The sequence below is a fragment of the Desulfocicer vacuolatum DSM 3385 genome, assembly GCF_900176365.1.
GTDB classification, from domain to species: Bacteria; Desulfobacterota; Desulfobacteria; order Desulfobacterales; family Desulfobacteraceae; genus Desulfocicer; species Desulfocicer vacuolatum.
This window is the reverse complement of record NZ_FWXY01000003.1, coordinates 235,793-254,771: the sequence shown is the minus strand read 5'-3', so window position 1 is coordinate 254,771 and position 18,979 is coordinate 235,793. Positions and strand designations below refer to the sequence as shown.

General features: G+C 46.1%; 17 protein-coding genes. 12 read left to right on the top strand and 5 right to left on the bottom strand.

Features of this window, described 5'->3' with window-relative positions:
- The first annotated feature begins 116 nt into the window (after positions 1-116).
- From rpsO to B9A32_RS04435, 3 genes are all read left to right on the top strand, one after another.
- Positions 117-386, top strand: coding sequence for a 30S ribosomal protein S15 (gene rpsO, locus B9A32_RS04445; protein WP_084067176.1), 270 nt, complete (start codon positions 117-119; stop codon positions 384-386).
- A 225-nt stretch (positions 387-611) separates the two neighbouring features.
- On the top strand, positions 612-2,696 hold the full coding sequence (locus B9A32_RS04440) for a polyribonucleotide nucleotidyltransferase (RefSeq protein WP_084067175.1): 2,085 nt from the start codon (positions 612-614) through the stop codon (positions 2,694-2,696).
- Entirely contained in the window at positions 2,696-3,475 is a 780-nt protein-coding gene (locus B9A32_RS04435; RefSeq protein ID WP_084067174.1) for an MBL fold metallo-hydrolase, read from the top strand. The genes B9A32_RS04440 and B9A32_RS04435 overlap by 1 nt, the downstream gene beginning before the upstream one ends.
- Positions 3,476-3,488: 13 nt before the next feature.
- Here the strand turns inward: B9A32_RS04435 and B9A32_RS04430 are convergent, their stop codons facing one another.
- Positions 3,489-3,725, bottom strand: a complete 237-nt coding sequence (locus tag B9A32_RS04430) for a hypothetical protein (protein ID WP_084067173.1) — start codon at positions 3,723-3,725, stop codon at positions 3,489-3,491.
- Positions 3,713-4,843, bottom strand: a complete 1,131-nt coding sequence (locus tag B9A32_RS04425) for a DUF362 domain-containing protein (RefSeq protein WP_084067172.1) — start codon at positions 4,841-4,843, stop codon at positions 3,713-3,715. The genes B9A32_RS04430 and B9A32_RS04425 overlap by 13 nt, the downstream gene beginning before the upstream one ends.
- A 366-nt stretch (positions 4,844-5,209) precedes the next feature.
- Here B9A32_RS04425 and B9A32_RS04420 point away from each other — a divergent pair, with 366 nt between their 5' ends.
- A complete protein-coding gene (locus B9A32_RS04420; RefSeq protein WP_170923700.1) occupies positions 5,210-5,893 on the top strand; it encodes a YkgJ family cysteine cluster protein in 684 nt (227 codons plus the stop codon).
- A gap of 402 nt (positions 5,894-6,295) precedes the next feature.
- Here the strand turns inward: B9A32_RS04420 and B9A32_RS04415 are convergent, their stop codons facing one another.
- Positions 6,296-7,303: a tRNA dihydrouridine synthase gene (locus B9A32_RS04415; protein WP_232367038.1), complete on the bottom strand. Its 1,008-nt coding sequence runs from the start codon at positions 7,301-7,303 to the stop codon at positions 6,296-6,298.
- 354 nt (positions 7,304-7,657) lie between these two features.
- On the opposite strand from B9A32_RS04415, the gene B9A32_RS04410 reads away from it, so the two are divergent.
- The 4 genes from B9A32_RS04410 to B9A32_RS04395 all read left to right on the top strand — a co-directional run bounded on the left by B9A32_RS04410 (position 7,658) and on the right by B9A32_RS04395 (position 12,127).
- Complete coding sequence (locus B9A32_RS04410; RefSeq protein WP_084067169.1) at positions 7,658-8,647, top strand: FeoA domain-containing protein; 990 nt, start codon at positions 7,658-7,660, stop codon at positions 8,645-8,647.
- Positions 8,644-10,812 (top strand): ferrous iron transport protein B, encoded by a 2,169-nt coding sequence (gene feoB, locus B9A32_RS04405; RefSeq protein WP_084067168.1) that lies wholly within the window; start codon positions 8,644-8,646, stop codon positions 10,810-10,812. The genes B9A32_RS04410 and feoB overlap by 4 nt, the downstream gene beginning before the upstream one ends.
- Before the next feature lie 49 nt (positions 10,813-10,861).
- A complete protein-coding gene (locus B9A32_RS04400) occupies positions 10,862-11,347 on the top strand; it encodes an SH3 domain-containing protein (RefSeq protein WP_232367037.1) in 486 nt (161 codons plus the stop codon).
- Positions 11,348-11,440: 93 nt separating this feature from the next.
- Complete coding sequence (locus B9A32_RS04395; protein WP_084067167.1) at positions 11,441-12,127, top strand: tetratricopeptide repeat protein; 687 nt, start codon at positions 11,441-11,443, stop codon at positions 12,125-12,127.
- Between the two features lie 542 nt (positions 12,128-12,669).
- Here the strand turns inward: B9A32_RS04395 and B9A32_RS04390 are convergent.
- Entirely contained in the window at positions 12,670-14,040 is a 1,371-nt protein-coding gene (locus B9A32_RS04390; RefSeq protein WP_084067166.1) for a sigma-54-dependent transcriptional regulator, read from the bottom strand.
- Between the two features lie 3 nt (positions 14,041-14,043).
- Positions 14,044-15,459, bottom strand: a complete 1,416-nt coding sequence (locus B9A32_RS04385; RefSeq protein WP_084067165.1) for a sensor histidine kinase — start codon at positions 15,457-15,459, stop codon at positions 14,044-14,046.
- Positions 15,460-15,958: 499 nt separating this feature from the next.
- Here B9A32_RS04385 and pilM point away from each other — a divergent pair, with 499 nt between their 5' ends.
- Genes pilM through B9A32_RS04365 form a run of 4 tightly spaced genes read left to right on the top strand, consistent with a single transcriptional unit; the run spans position 15,959 to position 18,875 of the window.
- Entirely contained in the window at positions 15,959-17,017 is a 1,059-nt protein-coding gene (gene pilM, locus B9A32_RS04380) for a type IV pilus assembly protein PilM (RefSeq protein ID WP_084067164.1), read from the top strand.
- Entirely contained in the window at positions 17,014-17,607 is a 594-nt protein-coding gene (locus B9A32_RS04375) for a PilN domain-containing protein (protein WP_084067163.1), read from the top strand. Before pilM ends, B9A32_RS04375 begins: the two co-directional genes overlap by 4 nt.
- A complete protein-coding gene (locus B9A32_RS04370; protein WP_084067162.1) occupies positions 17,604-18,242 on the top strand; it encodes a type IV pilus inner membrane component PilO in 639 nt (212 codons plus the stop codon). The genes B9A32_RS04375 and B9A32_RS04370 overlap by 4 nt, the downstream gene beginning before the upstream one ends.
- Positions 18,243-18,875, top strand: a complete 633-nt coding sequence (locus tag B9A32_RS04365; protein WP_084067161.1) for a pilus assembly protein PilP — start codon at positions 18,243-18,245, stop codon at positions 18,873-18,875.
- Positions 18,876-18,979 lie beyond the last annotated feature (104 nt).

The following is an 18,979-nucleotide window of genomic DNA, read 5'->3' as shown; positions in this document are numbered from 1 at the left end:
TGGTGTCTTTAAACCTGTTTTTCTGAATGGAATATTGGATGACAGGCAGATAAAAGGCATTGTATTGGATTTTGAAATGCCCCGTATTAATTTATTCCAAATTAAGGAGTTGTAAAGTGGTTTTACTGGCAGAAAATAAAGAAGAGATGATAGAAAAATTTAAGCTCCATGAATCCGATACCGGTTCTCCAGAGGTGCAGGTGGCCCTTTTGACACACCGCATCAGCTATTTGACGGAGCATCTTAAAATGCACAAAAAAGATCATCACTCAAGAAGGGGCCTGCTGATTCTGGTAGGTCGCAGACGTCGTCTTTTGGACTATGTCAAGCATAAAGACATTGCAAGATATCGAAGTCTCATCGAAAGACTGGGACTGAGAAGATAAAAAGAAAGATACCGACATCTAATCTTAGATGTCGGTATTGTTATTTTTAATTTTAATTTATTTAATGAATTAAAATTGAGTTTTTAAATGAACGGGCGGTAATTCTTTGGCAGATGCCTGAATAAGTTCGCACATGCACCATGCAGGAATTATCCTGATGGTGGATGTGCGGGTTTATTCTGTATAAAGATGCTTTTAGAACCGCCCTTTTTTACAGGAGAAATTATGGAACACGTTTTTACAACCCAGTTAAATGGTCAGGATTTCAGTATCCGTTCCGGTAAAATTGCCAAGCAGGCTTCCGGGGCTGTGCTGGTTCAACATGGCGAAACCATGGTGCTGGTGACAGCTGTGAGTGCCAAAAACCCAAAACCGGATATCAGTTTCTTGCCCCTCACCGTGGAATATCAGGAAAAAATTTATGCTGCCGGCAGAATTCCGGGCAATTATTTTCGCCGGGAGATCGGTCGACCCAGTGAGAAAGAGACCTTGACCTGTCGTCTCATTGATCGGCCCATTCGGCCTTTGTTTGAAAAAGGGTATAATTTTGAAACCCAGGTGATTGCAACGGTGTTGTCCATGGACCAGGAGCATGAGCCGGACACCCTGGCCCTGGTGGGAGCTTCTGCTGCCCTGGGACTTTCTGATATCCCCTTTGCAGGACCCATTGCCGGTATTCGCGTGGGGCGCATTAACGGTGAATTTGTGGCCAATCCCACTGTGGAACAACTGGAACAAAGCGACATTGAGCTGGTGGTCGCCGGTTCCAGAACCGGTGTGATCATGGTGGAGGGTGGCGCAGATGTGGTATCTGAAGAAGAGATGCTGGATGCCATCTTTTTTGGCCACCAGGCCATGCAGCCCCTGATTGATATCCAGGAATCCCTGAAAGAGGCCATGGGTAAAGAAAAGCGTATTTTTGAGCCCCCCCAGACAGATGAAGACCTTTTTGACAAAGTAAAGGCCCTTGCAGCGGACAAGATCCATGCTGCGGTTCAGACCCAGGGAAAGATGGCGCGCAACAAAGCGCTGGATGTGGTTAAAAATGATGTCATTGAAAGCCTTGGAGAGGAGTATGCCGACAGGGTGGGAGATATCAAGGATCTGTTTTCCGGGCTGGTGAAAAACACCTGCCGGGACATTGTCCTTAATGAAGATAAACGCATTGACGGTCGTCCCTTTGATGAAGTCAGACAGATTACCTGTGAGGTGGGAAATCTTCCCCGACCCCATGGAAGTGCCCTGTTCACCCGGGGGGAAACCCAGGTGCTGGGAACCTTGACTCTGGGTTCCGGCAGGGATGAGCAGCGGGTGGAAACACTGGGGGGCGAAGAGACCCGAACTTTTATGCTTCATTATAACTTTCCTCCCTTTTCCGTGGGTGAGTGCAAACGCCCGGGCGGTCCCAGCAGACGGGATGTGGGACATGGTAATCTTGCCACCCGGGCCCTGGAGCGTGTGCTGCCCGATGCCGAAGATTTTGAATATACCATTCGTCTTGTGGGTGAAGTCATGGAGTCCAACGGAAGCTCTTCCATGGGAACCGTATGTGCAGGAACTCTGGCGCTTATGGATGGCGGTGTTCCCATTAAAGAACCTGTCTCCGGTATTGCCATGGGACTTGTTAAAGAAGGTGATAAAACAGTGGTGCTGTCAGATATTCTTGGGGACGAGGATCATTTTGGCGACATGGATTTTAAGGTGGCCGGTACCCGCACCGGTATCACAGCCCTTCAGATGGATATTAAAATACGGGAATTGTCACGGGATGTGCTCATCAAGGCATTGACCCAGGCAAAGGAGGGCAGAATACACATCCTTGACCGGATGTTGACCACCCTTGACGCGGCCCGGACAGAAATGTCCCCCCATGCCCCCAAAATCATCACGGTTAAGATCAATCCGGATAAAATCCGTGAGATCATCGGCCCGGGTGGTAAAATGATTCGTTCCATCCAGGCAGATACCAACACGGTGATTGAGGTGGATGACACCGGCCTTGTTAAGATTGCAGCGGCAAATCTGGCTGATGGCGAGGCTGCGTGCAAAATTGTCAATGATATTGGCATGGACCCTGAAATTGGCGGCATCTATGAAGGCGAGGTTGTTAAAACCATGGATTTTGGTGCCTTTGTGCGCATTAAGACCGGTACCGACGGGCTGGTGCATATTTCCGAGCTGGCCGATCATCGGGTTAAAAAGGTCACCGATGTGGTGAAGGAAGGGGATGTTATCAAGGTTAAGGTATTGGATATCACCCGGGACGGCAAGATTCGATTGAGCCATAAAGCCGTTGCAGCCAAAGAATAATGACTGTTTCGGGTCTTAACGTCTGTGCCCTTGCCAGTGGCAGCAAGGGCAACGCCGTTTTTGTCTCCGGCGGAGACAGTGCTGTTCTGGTGGATGCCGGCCTTTCCGGCATTGAACTGGAACGACGCATGGCCGCCAGGGGGCTTTCCCCGGAAATGCTGTCCGCCGTGGTCATCACCCACGAGCACACCGATCATATCAAAGGGGCGGGTATTTTAAGCCGCCGCTTTGATATTCCACTATACCTTAATAAGAAGACCATGCAGGCTGCTTCAAGTAAGCTTGGCACTGTTCATGGTGCCCGTAATTTCAAGTGCGGGGTTCCTTTTTGCATTGGTGATCTCAAGATTGATCCCTTTTCCATTTCCCATGATGCCGCAGACCCTTCGGGATTCACCTTGGAACATGGCGGGGTGAAAATGGGCATTGCCACGGATCTTGGGGTGGCCACCCACCTGGTTAAAACCCATCTTAAAGGGTGCTCCCTTCTCTATATTGAGGCCAACCATGATCCTGACATGCTCAACAACGGCCCTTACCCATGGTATTTAAAACAGCGAGTGAAAAGCCGGCTGGGTCATCTTTCCAATGCCGATGCCGGTGAACTTGTCAATGATATTTGCGATAATGGCCTTTCCCATGTGATTCTGGCCCACCTGAGCCATGAAAATAATACCCCGGAATGCGCCCTTCAAACCTTTCAGGAACGTTTGAACACCCCCTCTGTCCAGGTGGATGTGGCCATGCCGCATATCCCTGGAACGCTTGTTTCCCTTTGAAAAACGGTACACTTCAGTTGTTTGATGATATAGCTTTAAAGCACTTGGCTACATTTCCACCCCATTGAGCGTTTCTTTGATGCCGTGCTTTATTGTCTGTTTTACACTTCCATGATTTTCCATTGACAGGCTCTTTTAAAAAGCTGTGTAAGCTGCTTTTGGGATAGTATAATAGGCTGCCAAAGGCTTTAATCATTTTTGAATCCATGGGAATGCCTGCAAAAGAAGTATGTTTTTCTATTTTTTCCACGCCAAAGTTTCCATTCGTTTCAAGGTGTAGTCCCGGCATCCCAGTCCAATTTTTTCACCATAGGCCAGTTGAAGTTCCCAGGGAACCTTGGGGTAAAGTCCCTTGAACTTGTCCTCCCCGGGCAGTGTGTTGCAGGTCAGGCAGCAACCGGGAAGGGCGGCTTCTGCATTGACAAGATCTGCCGAGGCCTGGTCCAGTGCCACAGGGTCGGTGGAAACGGCAATGCCGATGTCTCTTACAATGGGGGCATCATTGTATGGCAGACAGTCACAGGCCGGGGAAATATCTGAAATAAAATTCACAAAAAGGGCCTTGTCCTGTTTGTTTTTCAGCACCCCCAATGTGTATTCCATCATTTTCTCCAGAAAAACCGGTATGGTCTGATTCCAGCGGATATTCACCGATGCTGTGGGGCAGCGGATGATGCATTCTCCACACCCGATGCAGGTGCTGGCATCAATGGTTGCTTTTTTTTCCTCAACGGCAATGGCATTTGCCGGACAATGGGCTGCGCACTGGCCGCATCCAATGCAGGTTTTTCGTTTTACCTTGGGGCTCACAGTGGAGTGCTGATCCAGCTTTCCCCGCCGGGAAGCACACCCCATGCCAAGATTTTTCAAGGTACCGCCAAATCCTGACAGTTCATGACCTTTAAAATGGGCCACTGATATCAAGGCGTCGGCCGATATAATTTCACTTCCAATGTACACCTCTTTGCAATGTTGCTGCTTAACTTCAACAGAAGTTTCGCTCTTTCCCCTGAGCCCGTCGGCAATGATAACAGGGGCGCCGTCCATGCTGGAAAAGGAAAATCCGTTTTCCACTGCGGTTTTGATATGGGTGGGCGTATCACTGCGGGCACCGGCATAAAGTGTGTTGGCATCGGTGAGAAAGGGAATGGCGCCTCTTTTTCTGATGGCTTTCACGATGCTTCTGATGTATGGGGGGCGGATAAAGGCGGTGTTGCCCTTTTCCCCAAAGTGGAGTTTAATGGCGGTGAGATCTTCTTTTGTCAATATAGCATCCATACCGGCTTTTTCTAATAATCTTGCCAGTTTTTCAGGAAGATTTTCCCTGGAAGTGGCTTTAAAATCTGTGATATATACGGTGCTTGTCATGGTGGTTCTCCTCTAAAGTATGGTGAAAACAGCGATGTTCAATTGCTCCGGCACTATTCCCTGAATAGCAATAGGAATCGGCCAATTGGCCTGTTGAACAAAATACCTCATGGGTCTGAAGGTCTCATTTCTCGTACCACAAGGAATATGTTCAGTCGTAAAGAAACAGATTATGTGGTGTCAAACTGGAGAAGTTATGACCGACGAGAGAATACAGATCCGTTGACCCACAGAACATGTGGATTGTAAAATGGGAATGTTACTTTGTGCCCATTTTTTACTGAGGGGTTGTAAATGGTGAATCAATAAGATCCAAAGGAAGCATGCCAAAAACAAATAAAAAGTCAACCAATGAAAGGAAATAACATGGAAAAAAAATGTGATGCCCTGGCCCGGGTGTATTCACTCCATGATGAATACACCCGTGGGCATGGAGCGGTGTGTGAACAGGGTTGTGCCTCGTGCTGTACCTGTAACGTCACCATGACCTCCCTGGAGTACGCCTTTATGGTGGATGGAATGGATGAACGAGAAAGAGCCGGACTTGAACAAAGGGTTACCCAAGGGCGTACTGCTCCACGCTTTCAACCGATGCATACCATTAATAATATGGCATTACTCTGCATTGAAGGAAAAGAGATCCCCGAAGAAGAAAATGATCCTTCCTGGGGACAGTGCCCTTTGCTTGATCAAGGCTCCTGCACCATTTATGAGAAAAGACCCCTGGGCTGTCGCATGCTTTTTTCCCAAGTGAAATGCCGGGACGCGGGATATGCCCGGATGCCTCCCTATGTGCTCACTCTGAATAATTTATTCCAGCAGGTGGTTGAGCATATGGATGCCCGGGGAACTTCCGGAAATCTCACCGATATGATTTTATGGCAGGCAAAGTCTGAAATGGCAGATTCATTGCCCAATCCTCCTGCATATATATTGAAAAATTACCGTGCACCGGTTTTCATGGTGCCCCCGGAACATCAGGATCAGATTCGACCTTTGATGGTGAAGCTATCCCGTCTTATGGAAGATGTCTGTGCTCATTTTCCTTGAAAGTGTAAGGAAAAATAAAGGTTACCCCGATTTTTTATATGAAAAGGCAGCCTCCGAGGCAAGCTAAGGCAGAGCCGCCCCCCGATGGGCAATAAGAACCGGACAATTGAGCTGTCTACAGTTCCGGTCCGGGCCCATTGCCCATCGGGGGGGGCGGTATAATACCGTTTGGCTCCGCGTCTACGACCCTATATTTGTTGTGTCCGCCAGGAGATGCCCGTTTTATATGAAACTCCACCCAAAGCATTGCAATGATTAGAGTTTCAAATTTCGTTGTGGGCAGGTCAAATCCCAATATGATCTGCCCATGGCAGTTTATATGAAATACTCCACAATCCAAAGGCGTATTTCAAGCTTTGTTGTGGGCAGAACCGGATCAGAATACGGTCCGCCCGTGGCGGTTTATGAAAAAAGATGCAGGTTCGGGCGCAGGGCCGATTCCGGTTTCTGGGCGGCAAGTGAGGTGATGATATCCTGGATTTCCCGTATCTCATCTCCCTTGAGCAGTTCCTTGCATATGGCATGGCCGAATTTAAACCCAGCTGCAAAATAGGGGACATACTTTTTAAATGATTTTACGGCAGTTCTTTCATCGTGGTATTTCACTAATAGCTGTGTCATCCTCAGTGCTGCATTAAAGGCCGTATGTTCATCTGGAACAAATCCCCGGGTCCACTGGGCAAACAGCCATGGCCGGGCCACAGCCATGCGGCCCATGGAAAAGCCGTCACACCCGGTCTGTTTATACATTTTTTTACAGTCTGACAGTTCAAAGAGATTGCCGTTGCCAAATACCGGAATGGATACAGCCTGTTTCACATGGGTGATGTGGTCCCACACCGGGGGTCTGGATCGTCGATCCGGTGCAATCCTGGGGTGGAACACCAGGGCATGGGCACCGGCATCTTCAAATCGCCGGGCCATGTCCACGGCCGGGGTGACATTGTTCTCCCACCCTGTCCGGAATTTTACAAAAACAGGAATTTCCACGGCCTGTCGTACTGCTTTAACAATGGCCACGGCAAGGTCGGGGGATTTAAGGAGGATGGCACCGCTGCCCTTTTTGCAAATGGCGGACACAGAACATCCAAAATTGAGATCCACCCCAAAAAAACCTTCTTTTTCAATGCGCCGGGCGGCCCGGGCCATGCTTTCAGGGTCGGGACCGAAAATCTGGCACACCAGGTGGGGAAGCTCTTCTGTGCGCCATTTAAACACAGGAGATACCGCTGGATTTTCATGGGGAACGGCTTTGGCACTGCACATGCCTGTGAAAAGCAATCCATATCCCCCAAACTCAGATACAAGTTCCCTGAAGGCAATGTGACCAAGCCCTGCCATGGGTGCCAGTAAAAGGCGGTTGGAAATGGTGCTGTTTTTGATGGTAAGGGGGGTATTTATAAAATTCATAAAAGAGGATGCAGTCATCTCGGTTTTCTTTCCATTGGGTTCATGTTGACATCTTTCCGTGCCTGTAATAATTTATAAAGCTATTTTAGGGTATTGTTTTGGGGTATGGAGAATTTTTTTAAAAAAATTAACTTTTTAAAATTAAATATGAAATGCGAAAGATTAGGATCCCATAGTTACAGTATTTTGTATGAAATTAACAGCTAAAATCCAAAGTGGCTGAAATTACGTTTCAAGGCTGGATAGCCGCCATGGACAGACCGTATTCCGATCCGGCTCTGCCCACAACAAAGGTAGAAATACTCCACAGATTTACGGAGTATTTCATATAAAAAGAACAACGGGACCATGTGTATGAATACCAGACATGAACAGGAAAAAAAACAGTTTAAGCAGTTGTTTCAAGAAGAAGGCGTGGACGCCTTTGAGAAACGTTTCAAAATATTGGACTGTTTTTTAAAGACAGAAAAACATGTCACCTGCCGGGAAATCATGGATCAGCTCAAAATCGACGGCATGCCCATGGACGATGATTTTGTGGAAGAGACCATGGCGCTTTTGTGTCGTTTTGGGTTTGCTCACATGGTGCAGTTTGAAGATGGACCCCGGCGGTATGAACACCGCCATCTGGGGATGCACCATGATCACATGGTTTGTGTTAAATGTGGTGATATCCTCGAATTCAAGGATGAAGTTCTGGAAAAAAAGCAGGCCCATGTGGCTGCGGCCTATGGTTTTCATATGCTCCAGCATCGCATGGAAATTTATGGTATCTGTTCAAAATGTCTCAAAACCCGGGAATTGATGATGCCCCTGTGCCGGGCCCGGCAGGGGGAGACCTGTATTATTAAATCCCTTGGGGGGGGGCGACGGGCCCAGATGCGTCTGGCTTCCATGGGACTCAGATACGGGGATACAGTTGAGGTGGTATCCTCCCAGGGTGGCGGACAGATGGTGGTGGCCACAGGGGAAAGTCGTTTTGCCATTTGTCATGGACTTGCTGAAAAAATCCTGGTGCAGCATGCTCCCCGGGAAATGGACGCAGATGCCTCCCTTCCCCAGGGACGTTGCGCAGGACCGGGGCGGCTGCCGGGAAGGAAAATTGCCCTGAGCCACATGAAACAAGGCCAGGAGGGTGTGATTGTCAGGGTGGGGGGAGAGGGCACCTTGCGCAGACGTCTTCTGGAGATGGGCATTAACCGGGGAACCCATATTTATGTGGAAAAATACGCCCCACTGAAAGATCCCCTGGAAATCATTGTGAAAGGATATCATGTGTCCCTCCGGGTGGAAGAGGCTGACAATATAATGGTGGAGGATGTTAAGACGGTGAAGCACCCATGAAAAATGTAACCGTGGCCCTGGCCGGGAATCCCAATTCCGGTAAAACCACCATTTTCAACAATCTCACCGGTGCCCGCCAGAAGGTGGGGAACTGGCCCGGTGTTACTGTGGAAAAAAAAGAAGGTACCTTGAAACGCAACGGCTATGAGCTGAAAATTGTGGATCTGCCGGGTACCTACAGTTTGACGCCTTTTTCCATTGAAGAAATTGCTGCCAGGGATTTTATTCTGGATGAGAAGCCCGATGTGGTGGTGAACATCATTGATGCAGCCAATCTTGAAAGAAGCCTTTATCTTGCCATGCAGATCATGGAGCTGGACCGACCGGTGGTCTTTGCTCTGAACATGGCAGATCTTGCCCGCTCCAAGGGAATCTCCATTGATGCCCAACGCTTGTCCATTCTCCTTGATGTTCCGGTTATTTTCACCGTTGGAAACCGTGATGAAGGCATGGATGAGCTGGTGGAAACAGCCGTCCGGGCGGCTGAGTCCTTTCCCCGGGGAACATCCGGGCGCAAGGTGAAATACAACAGGGAAATCGAGTCCTTGATTTCCGAGCTGAAAAAACAGCTTGAGCAACATTTTCCCGGGGATCAGCCCCATCCGGTGCGTTGGACAGCCATTAAGCTTTTGGAGTCGGACCAGGTGGTGGCAGAAAGTCTGGCAGAGCGCTCCCCGGACCTGGCACAAAAAATGACCCGGCTGGCTGCCAAAAGCCGTTTTCGTCTGGAAACCCTTTTCCATGATGATCCGGAAATCGTTCTCACCGATGATCGCTATGGGTTCATTGCCGGTATTGTCAAAGAGGTGGTGACCCTCTCACCCCGGAAAAGAGCAGATATGTCCAGAAACATTGATCTGCTGTTGACCAATCGTTTTTTAGGCTTCCCCATATTTATCTTTTTCATCTGGGCCATGTTTCAGCTCACCTTTTCCCTGGGAGCATACCCCATGGAGTGGATTGAATCCGGGGTCTCTCTTTTGTCTGGACAGCTTGATATTTTATTGCCCCACGGGTTGCTTAAAGATCTTCTGGTGGATGGCATTGTGGCAGGTATTGGCAGTGTGATTGTCTTTTTGCCCAATATTTTAATTCTTTTTTTCTGCATTGCCCTGTTTGAAGATACCGGTTACATGGCCCGGACGGCATTTCTCATGGATCGGGTGATGCATATGGTGGGCCTGCATGGCAAGTCTTTCATTCCCATGCTCATGGGGTTTGGCTGCAATGTGCCGGCCATCATGGCCACACGTTCCCTGGAAAACCGAAAGGATAGGATACTTACCATTCTCATTACTCCTTTTATGTCCTGCTCTGCCCGGCTTCCGGTGTATATTATTCTGGCCGGCACTTTTTTTGGCACCCGGGCAGGATCTGTTATTTTTGGGCTTTATTTCACCGGCATTGTGGTGGCCATTGTGTCTGGACGACTTTTTCGATCCACACTTTTACGGGGAGAGGATGCCCCCTTTGTCATGGAGTTGCCTCCCTACCGGGTGCCCATGCTCAAAAGCCTTGTGATTCACATGTGGGATCGCAGTAAAATGTTTCTTAAAAAAATGGGTGGGGTGATCCTGGTGGGTTCCATTGTTATCTGGGCCTTGTCCACCTTTCCCCGTGTGGAAACTTATTCCAGGGACTACAGTGGGGAAATTGAAAAATTAAACCGCCAGGGCCACATTGCCATGGCCGCACAAGGAGAGCATGGCAATGCACAGATGCCAGGGCAAATGGTTGCAGGAATTTTAGAACTGGAAAAATTGAGAAACCAGGAACAGGTGGAACGCTCTTTTATCGGAGGACTTGGCAAGGCCATGGAGCCCTTGTTTTCCCCCCTGGGGATTGACTGGCGGTCGGGGGTGGCGCTGGTGACCGGACTGGTGGCCAAGGAGGTGGTGGTGAGCACCATGGGGGTGTTGTACGGCATTGGTGACAGCGAGCCCGATGCATTAAAGGCGGCATTGAAAAAATCAGGCATGACACCTTTGTCAGCGCTTTCCATGATGGTTTTTGTGCTTTTATATGTGCCCTGCCTTGCCACCATTTTTGCCATCTGGAAAGAAACATCGGCTGGCTGGGCCTGCTTTAATCTTTTATACACCACCTCCATGGCATGGATGGCGTCATTTTTGCTTTACCAGGGAGGAAAGGTTCTGGGATTTTAATTAAATTTTTACGGGCAGCCCAGGCTGCCATGGCAATGGGGGGATAATAATGAGCAGTGTTAAGTTGATATTTGAAAGGTTGGCAGATAAAGGGGAAAATCGTTTTTTGTTTTTTGCCATGGTGTTTCTGGTGTTGACGGTTTTACCGCCGGGGGCTTTTGCCCAGGAACGGCTGGCTGTTAACTCTAAAATTTCCAATGTAAGGTCAGGGCCGGGTACTAATTACGATATCCTGTGGCGGGTGGAAAAATATTATCCTTTGATTGTCCTGGAGAAAAAGGGGGGATGGATCCATTTTAAAGATTTTGAAGGTGACAAGGCCTGGATACACAACTCCCTTGTGAAAAAAATAAAATCTGTTATCAGCACTAAAGATAATTGCAACGTCAGATCTGGGCCCGGCACCAATACCGATATTGTTTTCACTGTGGAAAAAGGGGTTCCCTTTAAAGTGATTGAAACCCGGGGGGACTGGCTCAAGGTTGAGCATCGCGATGGAGATCAGGGGTGGATCTTTAAACGTCTTGTGTGGTAGATAGTGGGGTATCCCCATCTTTGCAAACAGATCTTTTGACTGAAATATGGAACTGTTGAAAATTAAGAATAAATTTATTTTAAAGGGGTAAGAATGTCAGAAAAAATTTCCAATGCACGTAAAAAAGAACTTGAGCAACCCGACCCAATCCTGGAGGCCCTTTATAAAGGGGTGGCGCTTGCCAGGGCATATCAAAAACAACTTATCTGGACATCCTGTGCCATTTTTGCCGTCATTATCATTGTTTCTGGAACTATTTACAGTATCAACGCCTCCGATGAAAAAGCCTCTGTTCTGTTGAGCCAGGCCCTTGAAACCTACAGCACCATGGCGCCCGCTGAAGGCTATGAGGCGGTTCATAAAGATTTAAATAAACTCATGGAAGAGTATCCCAACACCGGTGCCGGTAAAATGGGCCGGGTTCGATTTGCAGAAATCTGTTATGATGCAGGGAAGTTTGACAAAGCATTGACTCTCTATCAAGGGGTTCTGGCCGATTTTTCCCATGATCCCATCATGGAGAACCTTATTCAGGTTGCCCTGGGACACACCTGTCAAATGCTTGAGAATGATGACAGAGCCACTGAAATATTTAAAGCGGTACTCCAGGGTAAAAGTGCTTTTTTAAAAGATGAAGCCCTGTTTAACCTGGGGCTTCTGGCAGAAAAAGCGGGTAAAGATGATCAGAGCAGTGGGTACTTTAACCAGATTCTGTCTGACCACCCCCAGTCTATATATGCCACTGTTGCCAGATCCCGGGTTGGTAAAAATAATTCTTGATTTTTAAGTCCCGCCCGATGGAGAATTAACAAAGCTCTTTTTTGCGGGGCTTCATCATAGGATTGTCAGCCCGTTCCATCATTGAAGGGCGTGAATTAAAAAAGGCCATCACAATAAATTGTGACGGCCTTTTTTAAAGGAGGAAAAAGATGAAAAACCAACTTTTATTTGGTTAGTTTTGATTTTTAATAATGCATATGGTGTGCCATGTTTGTTTTTTAAAAAAAATATTTAATATAGATGTGATGTGGTTTTTTTAAAAAAATATTTAAAATCAAATAGTTATCTTGGTTTTTTGTGTGACCTTTTTAAGTTTTATTTTCATGGTAAAAAATGGAGAAAATTAAAAAGTCATTTTTTAAAGTTCAATATCTTGAACTTTAAAAAAATTGTGTTTTGTGCTTTTTGAAGTTAAGTGCTTGAAAAATAATTAAATTTAGTTGGTTTTATCCTGCGTTCATAATTTTGAACTCTTGCTGCCTCTGTTCATAATATTAAACCTTGCATGGGATAAACAATGGCTTTTTTGTAAGTTTTTGTTTTCAAAGGCCATATTTTTTTATTTTTTGATTTAATCCACTTTTCCCGATTCCCAGAATTTTAGCGGCTTTGGTCTGGACATTGCCTGAAAGCGCCATGGCTCTTTTTATCATGCGTTTTTCCACCGCCGCCAGGGTTTCTGTGAGTCCTGCGTTTTCCGGTATCCCCTCCAGCGGCATTGATGGCCGGGAAGATGCAGATGACTGTAGTTTCATGGGCAGATCCTCCACGGAGATGGTGGTGCCGGTGGCAAGTATGACAGCCCTTTCAATGACATTTTCAAGCTCCCTTACATTACCGGGCCATGAATATTCAAATATCACTCTTGCCGCCCGGGGATCCACTCCGTTCAGTGGCTGCTGAATTTTTCTTTCATGGGCATATTTATGGATAAAATGGTTTACCAGCAACGGGATGTCTCCATCCCGTTCCCTCAGGGGGGGCATCACCGCTTTGACAACATTAAGACGATAATAAAGATCTTCTCGAAAATGACCTTTTTCCACCTCTTTTTCCAGATTTTTATTGGTGGCGGCAATGAGGCGAAAATCGACCTTGAAGGACTGGGTTCCCCCCACCCGTTCAATGGTTTTTTCCTGGAGTACCCGTAAAAGTTTTACCTGGATAGCGCTGGGTAGCTCTCCAATTTCATCCAGGAATATGGTTCCCTTATGTGCCAGCTCAAATCGTCCTTTTTTCATATTGGCAGCACCTGTAAAGGCTCCTTTTTCATGGCCGAACAATTCACTTTCCAAAAGGGATTCTGCAAAGGCGGAACAGTTCACCGCCACCAGGGGATGGTCCTTTCTCGGGCTGTTGTAATGGATGGATCTGGCAGCCAGCTCCTTGCCGGTACCGCTTTCACCTTCAATGAGGATGCTTGCACCGGTGGGGGCCACCTTTCGGATGACATTGTAAAGATCTTCCATGGGTTTACTTTTGCCAATGATATTGTCAAAATTATAGAGAATGGATATCTCTTCTTTTAGCCGGGAATTTTCTTTAACAATTTCATGGATGGCAATGGCCTTTTGCATGTGGGCCACCAGGGTTTCATTGTCAAAGGGTTTTAATATATAAGTGAATGCCCCTTTTTGCATGGCTTCCACGGCCCGCTCCACACTGCCGTGGGCAGTCATCACCATAACCGGCAGCCCAGGATTCAGTTCTTTTATCCGGGCCAGAAGTTCGATGCCGTCCATACCCGGCATCATCACATCGGTTAAAACAAGGTCAATGGGTTCACTGCGCAAAATATCAAGGGCAATTAAGCCGCTGGAGGCTGTAACAGGTTCAAACCCCTCTTCTTTAATGACTTCTCCAAGGATGGTGGGATAATTTTTTTCATCATCCACAATAAGAACTTTATCCATGCGTTATGCCTCCGTGATGGGCAGGGAAATATCCACCCGGGTGCCTGTGGGCTGGACATTGGAGATGTGAATATTTCCCTTGTGGGATTCAATGATATTTTTCACAATACCAAGGCCAAGGCCGGTGCCAAGCTCCTTGGTTGTGAAGAAAGGTGTCCATATTTTCTTTAGATCTTCAGGATCAATTCCATGTCCTTCATCCTGTATGGTGAGGTGTACATGGGTTTTATGGGCACCAAGGGTGATTAAAACAGATTTCTCCGGGGGGGTTGCCTGCAGGGCATTGAGCAAAATATTTAAAAATGCCTGATAAAGACGATTGGTGTCTCCCATGATCAAGGGAATATCACCATGGACTAATTTATTAAAGCTGATCTGTTTTTCCCGGGCCTGCTGATTTATAAAATGAAGATTTTTTTCAATGAGCTCTTCAATGGAGCAAGGTTTCAGATCGGGTGTCATGGGACGGGCAAAATCAAGAAAATCGTGTATGATATTGTTCAAACGGATGGATTCTTCCAGTATGATATCCACAATGGTGGTGGATTCCTTGAGCTTTGTCATCTTTTTTTTCAAAAGTTCGGCTGAACTTTTGATGATGCCCAGGGGATTTCGGATTTCATGGGACACCCCGGCGGTCATCTCTCCAATGGCGGAAAGATGCTCTGCCCTTTGTAGTTTTTCTTCCAGTTTCAGGCGCTCCTCTGCTCTTTTTTCAATGATGATCTCCCCTTGTTTCACCACAAAACGAAGCACAAAAAAAAGTGAGCCCATGATAAAGGCACACGATATGACAATGAGCAGTTGCAATTTAAATGTTTTTGCATAATCCTGGGATACATCTTGGACGATTTCCATGACACCAAGCACAGGCCCTGAGATGGATGACAACGGTTTTTCCGCCCGCAGGGGCGCAAATGTTACAATTTTTGTGGTGTTGGGAATACCCAGAAGTAATTGAAAAAAATTTCCACTGCGCACCAGATTTGAAGTGAATTTATTTTTAACAGCCTTATCATAGGGGGTTCCAACGGGTTGTTTTTTTCCTATTCTGTCCTTATCAAGACTGTAAGATATGATGTTTTTAAGATCATATATATTCACTGTTTCCACATTAAAGCTGTGTATTGTGGAGCGGATCACTCTGTCCATGCGGGTGTACTGATCCTTTTCCCGGAGCTGGACTTTGCCGTATTTTAACACAACAGGGATGATAAATTGTAAAAAAACCTGATGGTTGAGGTTTTCCACCAGAAGATGGGCATATTCTTTGTTTTTTTGTTGAAGTATCTGCTTTACCCAGTGGGTGTTGATGGCAGAAAGGGCAATGGTTGCCGTGAACATCACCACCAGGCTGGAAAATGTGAAAAATTTTACCAGCCGAAAAGGTTTTTTTTCAGTTGTGCCTGTTTGAATCATTAAAAAAAATGTCTCCAGCGACAATTGTGCTTGACTTAAAGTGGATATTCGATAATGTTATTCTGACGGTCAAGTATAGTTACAATAGAATGGCTTATCAATAGAAAACATTCATATTGAGCCTTATCCTGCTGTGTTTTTTCATATGAAATACTCCGCAAAGCAGGGGTGTATTTCAAGCGTTGTTGTGGGTGAAATCGGATCAGAATACGGCTTGTCTGTGGCAGTTTCATATACAAACTAATGTTCAATTGTCCCCAGTAAAGTCTGGTGGGAATGGGGCAGAATAATTGGGTTGTCTATGGTCCAGGACCGGTTGTATTACCCGTCGGAGGCGGCATAATATCATTATTAAATATCTTTTGTGTCCGTCAGGATTATGATCAGATCAGTACCTTGACCTTATTGCTGCATATTGCTTTATTTTTACTCCATCCCACATCTTTGAGAAATTAAACTTTATGATGTGAATTAATTCTTTAGGGCAAAGTCGGGGTTTATGTTTTTAGGAAAAAAAGATCAACTGGTGGGTCTTGATATCGGCTCTTCACAGATCAAAGTGGCTGTCCTCAAGTCAACCTCCAAGGGGCTGGTGCTCCAGAAGCTGGGGATGACATCCGTTCCTCCCGGCCTCATTGATGAGGGGCGAATCATGGATGCTGATGCTGTGGCTGATATTATTCGTACACTCTTTAAAACCCATGGCATAAAGCAAAAAAATGTCGCCATCTCCACCGGCGGTTACTCTGTGGTGATTAAAACCATCGTACTTCCCACGGTGTCGGAAAAAGAGCTGGTAAAGTCCATCCGCACCGAGGCAGAACAGTATATCCCCTATGACATTGATGATGTCAATCTTGATTTTCAAATACTGGGACCCAGTGAATTTTCCGATGATCAAATGAATGTTCTTCTGGTTGCCGTGAAAAAAGATCTGGTGGCCGAATATATTGATCTTATCAATCAGGCCGGATTAAATCCCTGCATCATTGATGTGGACAGCTTTGCTCTGCAAAATATTTATGAAGCCATTTATAAACCGGCAGAAGATAAGATGTCGCTGCTGGTTGATGTGGGGTGCTCCAAAACCTCCTTGAATATTCTCAGTGGCACAAATTCTTTGATGATGCGGGACAGCGCCTCTGGAACTGCCCAGATCCGGGAAAGCATCATGGCAGAAATTGATTGTTCTCCAGACAGGGCCGATGACATTCTGGTCGGGACATCCGAATCTGAAATCCCCCGGGCAAGGCTGGAGGAAATTTGTTTTGACTTCATTCAAACATGGTGTTCTGACATTGAAGCTGTTGTTAAGGGCCATTTAAATAAAACCAATGACACCAGTCTTGATAAGGTCATTATTTCTGGAGGAGGGGTTTTGATGGATGGTTTTGCAGACCTTTTGGCTGTGGAACTCTCCACAGAGGTTTCCATCATTGACCCGTTTCAGGGCATTCTTGTTGATCCTAAAAAATTTCCACCTTCGTTTCTCCATGGTGTGCGAGCCCAGGCTCCCATTGCCATGGGACTTTCCCTGAGAAAAATGGATGATAAATGATACGTATCAATCTCCTGCCCTTTCGGGCTGCACGGAAAAAAGAAAATATAAGGCGACAGGTTTCCATTTTTTGTCTTATGGTAATCTTGGTGGTTCTCAGCTTGATTTATTATACCACATGGGTGGATCGTAAAATTGACCTTTTGAATAATAATATTGCCCAGATAAAAAAAGAAATAACGCTTTATAAAGATAAAGCAGATGAAGTGACAAAGATTAAGAAAAAATTGAAAAATCTTGAGCTGAAACTTGGTATTGTGGGATCTCTGGAAGCAAAGCGAAGAGAGCCTGTCAGACTTATTGATGCCCTTACACAGCTAATGGTTCCTGAACGAATGTGGATCACCAGCTTGAAAACCGATGCAAAAAGTGTGGTGCTCAAGGGACTTGCATTTGATAATAAAACCGTTGCGGACTTCATGACCCGTATTGAAAAGTCTCCTCTATTTTCCGGGGTTGATTTGAAAACCCTTCAGATGAAACAGATAAAAGGAGCCGCCCGGATTAAATCCTTTGAAGTGTTTTGCTGGAAGAAAAAGGAAAATAAAAATGCAGTTGATACTAAAAAAGGAAAGCCTGCAAAAAAATGAAGGTGAAAGAAAAAAATAGAATTAGTAATTTCATCCATCAGCGCAGCGCACCGCTTTTTACAAAGGTGGGAACTTTGTCCCGCGTGCACAGAATTTTGATATGCATCTTAACCTTTGCGGTGGTGATGGGGGGGTTTTATTATTTTTTCTATATGCCACGCCATGAAGAAATGACAAGATTGGGAGATGAACACTTAAGGTTAAAGGGACAGCTGGATACTTATAAGCGTAAAGCCGCGCTTTTGAATAAATTTAAGAAGAAAATGGCAGAAGCTCAGATTCGATTTGATTCAGCCATGACAGCGTTGCCCGATAAAAAAGAGATCCCCAATCTGCTTACGGATATCTCAAATTCCGGTAAAGATGCAGGGTTGGAATTTATTTTGTTTCAACCCCGGGCTGAAGTAAAGACAGCATACTATGCAGAAATCCCGGTGGATATCAAGGTTCAGGGGGGATATCATCAGGTTGGAGAATTTTTTGATAAGGTATCAAGGCTTCATCGTATTGTGAATATGAAAAATATTACCATGATGCCAGCCAAACAAGAAGGCAACCTGTTGACCTCCTGTACGGCAGTGACCTATATGTTTGTTGAAAAAAAATCAAACAAAGGCAAAAAAAAGAAGAAATAGATGATGGACTTCGTCAAAAAAATAGTGAGCATTGTTGGCTTTTTTATACTGGTGAGTTGCTTTCCTGCATGTAAGGAAGAGAAAACAGGTTCAGTGGCGGACATGCCTATGGTCACAGTTGCGTTTAAAATGCCTGTTGATGGAGCCACCAGGAAAAAGGCGTCTGTGCCTGCTGAAAAAGAAAAGAAGGGCGTAGGCAATGAAGACGCAAAGAAGGCCCTTCCGGCTCATCCTGACCCTTCACCTGAAAAAAGTGAGGATGTCGCTGCATTATCCAAATACAGCGGTGAAGGAAAAGTGGATCCCTTCATCCCCCTTATTAAGAATGAAGCTGTCAAGATAGAGGAGCCTGTGAGACGACCCAGAACTCCCCTTGAAAAACTTGATTATAGCCAAATGAAACTGGTTGCCATTGTCGCCAGAGGTGACGATCTCGTGGCCATGGTTGAGGAAGCTGGTGGCAAAGGGCACATTGTGTTAGAGGGGACTTATATCGGTCGTAATGGTGGCGTGGTATCAGAGATTTGGGAAGATCGGATCATTGTTCTTGAGCGGGTAAAAGATTTTAAAGGTGATATTATTACACGTACCCAGGAAATAAAATTGAATAAAACGGAAGATGAGGGGATATGATGGTTAGGACTTCCGAAAGACCATGGGGTTGGTTCCTTAAAACAATAGGCTTGGTTCTCAGCCTGTTTTTTTTATGGGGATGTGTTGCTGGACAGCAACAGAGC

What these genes read in the sequence shown, in the direction of transcription:
- pilM (WP_084067164.1), top strand. Translation starts at nt 15,959, where the DNA reads ATGTTTTTAGGAAAAAAAGATCAACTGGTGGGTCTTGATATCGGCTCT.
- B9A32_RS04375 (WP_084067163.1), top strand. Translation starts at nt 17,014, where the DNA reads ATGATACGTATCAATCTCCTGCCCTTTCGGGCTGCACGGAAAAAAGAA.
- feoB (WP_084067168.1), top strand. Translation starts at nt 8,644, where the DNA reads ATGAAAAATGTAACCGTGGCCCTGGCCGGGAATCCCAATTCCGGTAAA.
- B9A32_RS04395 (WP_084067167.1), top strand. Translation starts at nt 11,441, where the DNA reads ATGTCAGAAAAAATTTCCAATGCACGTAAAAAAGAACTTGAGCAACCC.
- B9A32_RS04365 (WP_084067161.1), top strand. Translation starts at nt 18,243, where the DNA reads ATGATGGACTTCGTCAAAAAAATAGTGAGCATTGTTGGCTTTTTTATA.
- B9A32_RS04390 (WP_084067166.1), bottom strand. Translation starts at nt 14,040, where the DNA reads ATGGATAAAGTTCTTATTGTGGATGATGAAAAAAATTATCCCACCATC.
- B9A32_RS04385 (WP_084067165.1), bottom strand. Translation starts at nt 15,459, where the DNA reads ATGATTCAAACAGGCACAACTGAAAAAAAACCTTTTCGGCTGGTAAAA.
- B9A32_RS04410 (WP_084067169.1), top strand. Translation starts at nt 7,658, where the DNA reads ATGAATACCAGACATGAACAGGAAAAAAAACAGTTTAAGCAGTTGTTT.
- B9A32_RS04400 (WP_232367037.1), top strand. Translation starts at nt 10,862, where the DNA reads ATGAGCAGTGTTAAGTTGATATTTGAAAGGTTGGCAGATAAAGGGGAA.
- B9A32_RS04440 (WP_084067175.1), top strand. Translation starts at nt 612, where the DNA reads ATGGAACACGTTTTTACAACCCAGTTAAATGGTCAGGATTTCAGTATC.
- B9A32_RS04425 (WP_084067172.1), bottom strand. Translation starts at nt 4,843, where the DNA reads ATGACAAGCACCGTATATATCACAGATTTTAAAGCCACTTCCAGGGAA.
- B9A32_RS04370 (WP_084067162.1), top strand. Translation starts at nt 17,604, where the DNA reads ATGAAGGTGAAAGAAAAAAATAGAATTAGTAATTTCATCCATCAGCGC.
- B9A32_RS04420 (WP_170923700.1), top strand. Translation starts at nt 5,210, where the DNA reads ATGGAAAAAAAATGTGATGCCCTGGCCCGGGTGTATTCACTCCATGAT.
- B9A32_RS04415 (WP_232367038.1), bottom strand. Translation starts at nt 7,303, where the DNA reads ATGAATTTTATAAATACCCCCCTTACCATCAAAAACAGCACCATTTCC.
- B9A32_RS04435 (WP_084067174.1), top strand. Translation starts at nt 2,696, where the DNA reads ATGACTGTTTCGGGTCTTAACGTCTGTGCCCTTGCCAGTGGCAGCAAG.